Here is a 3,994-nt window from a genome sequence, read left to right as displayed (position 1 = left end):
CGCGCCCCCCCCGCGCCCCCCCTGGCCGCCGGGGGGCCCCCGCCTACTGCCCCCCGGCCACCACTGTCATCCTGAGTGGACCTTAGATGTACCGGTCGAGAACCGGGGTCAGCAGGCTCGCGATCTTCGCGTGCCCGGCGTCGTGCGGGTGCACGTTGTCGCTGGTGTCGGTGGCCGGGTCGACCCAGCCGCGGGTGTCGACGTAGTGGACCTTCGCGTCGCCGGCGTTGTTGCGGTTGGTGACGGCGTTCTGGACCTCCGTGAGCAGGCGCTCGCGGAAGACGCCCATGGCGAGGATCTCCGCGTTCGGGTACGACTGGCGGACCCGCTGCAGCAGCAGGATGTAGTCGGCCTGGAACTGCGCCGCGGACACCTTGTTGTTGGTGCCCAGGTTGATGACGACCAGGTCGGTCTCGTAGGTGTTGAACTCCCACATGTCGTTCGCGTCCTGGTTGGTGGTGCGCAGGAACCAGTCGACCATGCCGCGGCAGTCGGTGGTCGAGACGCACGCGCCGCCCTCGGCGACCTGCATGTGGGAGGCGCCGAGCGCTTCGGCCGAGTTCCACGCGTACGTCGAGAAGGGACGGTTCGCGTTCGGCTGGCCCACGGTGATGGAGTCGCCGACGAACTCGATGTGCTTGTCGGGACGCACCGTGGGGGCGGTCGCGCCGCCCGAGGCGAGGATGAAGCCGCCGAAGGACGGGTCGCCGGTGTAGGAGCCGGCGCGCTCGCGGAAGCCGATGCGGATCGTGTGGGTGCCGCTGAGGCCGCTGCGGACGGTCACGTTGCCGGAGACACCGCGCATCCAGGTCTCCGCGCCGCCGTCGATCGAGTACCACATGTCGATGGCGCCGCGCAGCTTCACGCCGATCGAGGCGCCGGTGAAGGCGGTCTCGACGTACCCGCCGGCCCAGCCCATCTGGTGCCAGGCGGCGTCGTCCTTGTCCCAGCGGCCGTAGAACTGCACGTTCGCGTCGGTGAGGGAGCCGTTCCCGGCCGTGCCGCCCGTGCCGATCGGCACGAGCTTCCAGTGCTGCGACTCGAGGTTGTTGCGGTCGTACTGGGAGACGCGGCTGCCGGGGGTGGTGGCCCACTCCCAGTTGTCGAGGGCCTTGGCGGAGTTGCGGTTCACGAGCTCGACGCTGCCGTCGGACTGGGTGTTGACCTGCCACTGCTGGTTGGTGCCGCCGTTGGAGGTCCACTGGGTGATGTCGGCGCCGTTCGCGGTGGACTTGGCGTAGACGTCGAGGACCTGACCGGAGTGCCGGGCTTCGATCCGGTAGTAGCCGCTCCCGGCGTCCACGAAGCGGAACTGCTGGTTGGTGGCGTTGGACGGGGTGGCGAGCAGGGCCTTCGCGCCCGTGGCCGTGGAACTGTTCTCGATGCTGACGGCGAGTCCGGAGGCGTCGTTGACGAGGCGGTACCAGACGTTGGTCTCGACGGCGGACGCCGGAGCGGCCGCGAGGGCGGTGAGGCCGGCGGCGGCGCAGACGGCGACGACCGACGCGGCGAGCCAGCGCACGAGTCTGGCTCGCAGTGGTGCGGGAGTGCGCAAGGGGGAGCTCCTTAGATTGAAACGTTTAAATGTGTAGGTATCGTTAGAGGATACCGCTTGCACGTGAGCGGGGCCACCCCTCGGAACGCCCGAAATCAGCGAGTTCGCGACACCCCGCGGCACCCGCCGTCCCCCGCTGTGCCGCCCGCACCAACTCCACCGGTCGCGCCGCCATATGTCGGAGCCAGGCCGTACCCTGGCAGGAACGGAAGAGCCCCGGCCAGCAGGAGGAAGACGTGGCACTCGCGCTGTACCGCAAATACCGGCCGCAGACCTTCGCCGAGGTCGTAGGCCAGGAGCACGTCACCGAACCGCTCATCAACGCGATCCGGGCCGGGCGGCTCAACCACGCCTACCTCTTCTCGGGCCCCCGCGGCTGCGGCAAGACCTCCTCCGCCCGCATCCTCGCCCGCTCCCTCAACTGCGCCCAGGGCCCCACCCCCGAACCCTGCGGCGAATGCCGCTCCTGCCGCGCCCTCGCCGCAGACGGCCACGGCTCCGTCGACGTCATCGAGATCGACGCCGCCAGCCACGGCGGCGTCGACGACGCCCGCGAACTGCGCGAACGCGCCGTCTTCGCCCCCGTCGACTCCCGCTTCAAGATCTACATCATCGACGAAGCCCACATGGTCACCGCCGCAGGCTTCAACGCCCTCCTCAAACTCGTCGAAGAACCCCCCGAGTACGTCCTCTTCATCTTCGCCACCACCGAACCGGACAAGGTCCTCCCGACCATCCGCTCCCGCACCCACCACTACCCCTTCCGCCTCATCGCCCCGCCCGCGATGCGCGAACTCTGCCGCAAGCTCTGCGACGAGGAGGGCGCGATCGTCGCCGACGACGTCCTCCCCCTCGTCGTCCGCTCCGGCGGCGGCTCCGCCCGCGACACCCTCTCCGTCCTCGACCAGCTCATCGCCGGCGCCGGACCCGAAGGCGTCACCTACGAACGCGCCGCCGGACTCCTCGGCGTCACCGACGCCGGACTCCTCGACGAGATGTGCGAAGCCTTCGCCGCCGCCGACGGCCGCGCCGTCATGGAAGTCGTCGAACGCGTCGTCGAAGGCGGCCACGACCCCCGCCGCTTCGCCGGCGACCTCCTCGAACGCCTCCGCGACCTCATCGTCCTCCACCAGGTGCCCGACGCCGGCTCCTCCGGGCTCGTCGACGCCCCCGCCGACCAGCTCGCCAAGATGACCAGCCAGGCCACCCGCATGGGCACCTCCACCATCACCCGCATGGCCGAGGTCATCGCCGCCGGCCTCGCCGGCATGCGCGGTGCCACCGCCCCCCGCCTCCTCCTCGAACTCGCCTGCGTCCGCGCGATCCTGCCCGGCTCCGACGAGTCCATGGCCGGCCTCACCCAGCGCCTCGAGACCCTCGAGCAGCGCGCCGCCGGAGCCGCATTCGCGGCGCCCGCCCGCGAGACCGCGACCGGCGGTGCAGCCGCGGCACGCGCCGCGCTGGCGCGGGTCGCCGAGTCGCCTGCACCGATCCCTGCCGCGACCCCGGCGCCGGTCGCCGCTCCGCCCGCGGAGGAGACCGTCGCCGCGCCGACCGGGCCGGTCGCCGTGCCGCCCTGGGAGGACGAAGCCCCCCAGCCGAGCCCGCCGCAGCCCGCACCGGTTCCCGAGCCGGCGGCTGCCGCTGACGACTGGGCGGACGCCGAGCCCGTCCCGGCCGCCGAACCGGCCCCGGCGTACGCGCCGGTCGCCGAGGCCGGCGGTGCCTCGGCCGCTTCGATCCGGCGCCAGTGGGACCGGATCATGTTGGCGGTCAAGGACAAGAAGCGCACGACTGCGGCGCTGCTGCAGGACGCGACGATCGCCGACGCCACCGACAACGAGGTGGTGCTCGCCTTCAAGCACTCCTTCCATGCGGAGAACCTGCAGAAGGAGCCCGCGTACGGGATCGTCGTGGGGGTCCTCAACGACGTCCTCGGCGGCAACTGGAAGATCCGGTGCGAAGTGGGGGAGGCCGGCAGCCTCCCAAAAGCGGGAACGGGACCGGCGCCTAGCCCGGCGCCGAGCCGCCCCGCGCCCGCATCGAACGGCCAGGCGCCGAGCTCGCGGCAGCAGAGCGCGCCGTCGCGCCAGGCCCCGCCCCCCGCCGCGGAGTCCTTCGAGGAGCCCCCGGCGGACGACTACGACGAGCCGAGCCCTGACGACCCCGTCGCCCCGGGCGGCTTCGGCACGAGCGAGGAGCAGGCCGTGAAACTCCTGACGACCGCCTTCAGCGCCAAGCAGATCGCCTAAGTTATCCACAGGCATTTGACCTGCGATAACGCTCATTTCGCTTGAAGTTATCCACAGGCGGAAAACTTCTGTTGCTGCCCTACTACCCAACGTGTTGTAGTAGATAGCAAAAACGCCATCGGGCATCAGCGGGATGGCGGCGACAGAAGGGGATTCGCGAACGTCGCCATACCAAGGTCGCGCGCGG

At 70.9% G+C, this 3,994-nt stretch carries 2 protein-coding genes; one reads left to right on the top strand and one right to left on the bottom strand.

The annotated features are described in order from the left end of the window. Nucleotides 1-82: 82 nt before the first annotated feature. Entirely contained in the window at nucleotides 83-1,555 is a 1,473-nt protein-coding gene (locus O2L52_RS17590; protein ID WP_270117104.1) for an RICIN domain-containing protein, read from the bottom strand. Nucleotides 1,556-1,791: 236 nt separating this feature from the next. Here O2L52_RS17590 and O2L52_RS17585 point away from each other — a divergent pair, with 236 nt between their 5' ends. Next, nucleotides 1,792-3,807, top strand: a complete 2,016-nt coding sequence (locus tag O2L52_RS17585; protein WP_270117102.1) for a DNA polymerase III subunit gamma and tau — start codon at nucleotides 1,792-1,794, stop codon at nucleotides 3,805-3,807. The last annotated feature ends 187 nt before the right edge of the window (nucleotides 3,808-3,994 follow it).

This window comes from Glycomyces algeriensis (assembly GCF_027622855.1).
Taxonomy (GTDB): domain Bacteria; phylum Actinomycetota; class Actinomycetes; order Mycobacteriales; family Micromonosporaceae; genus Glycomyces; species Glycomyces algeriensis.
The sequence above is the reverse complement of the archived record's forward strand: the minus strand, read 5'-3'. Positions and strand labels throughout refer to the sequence as shown.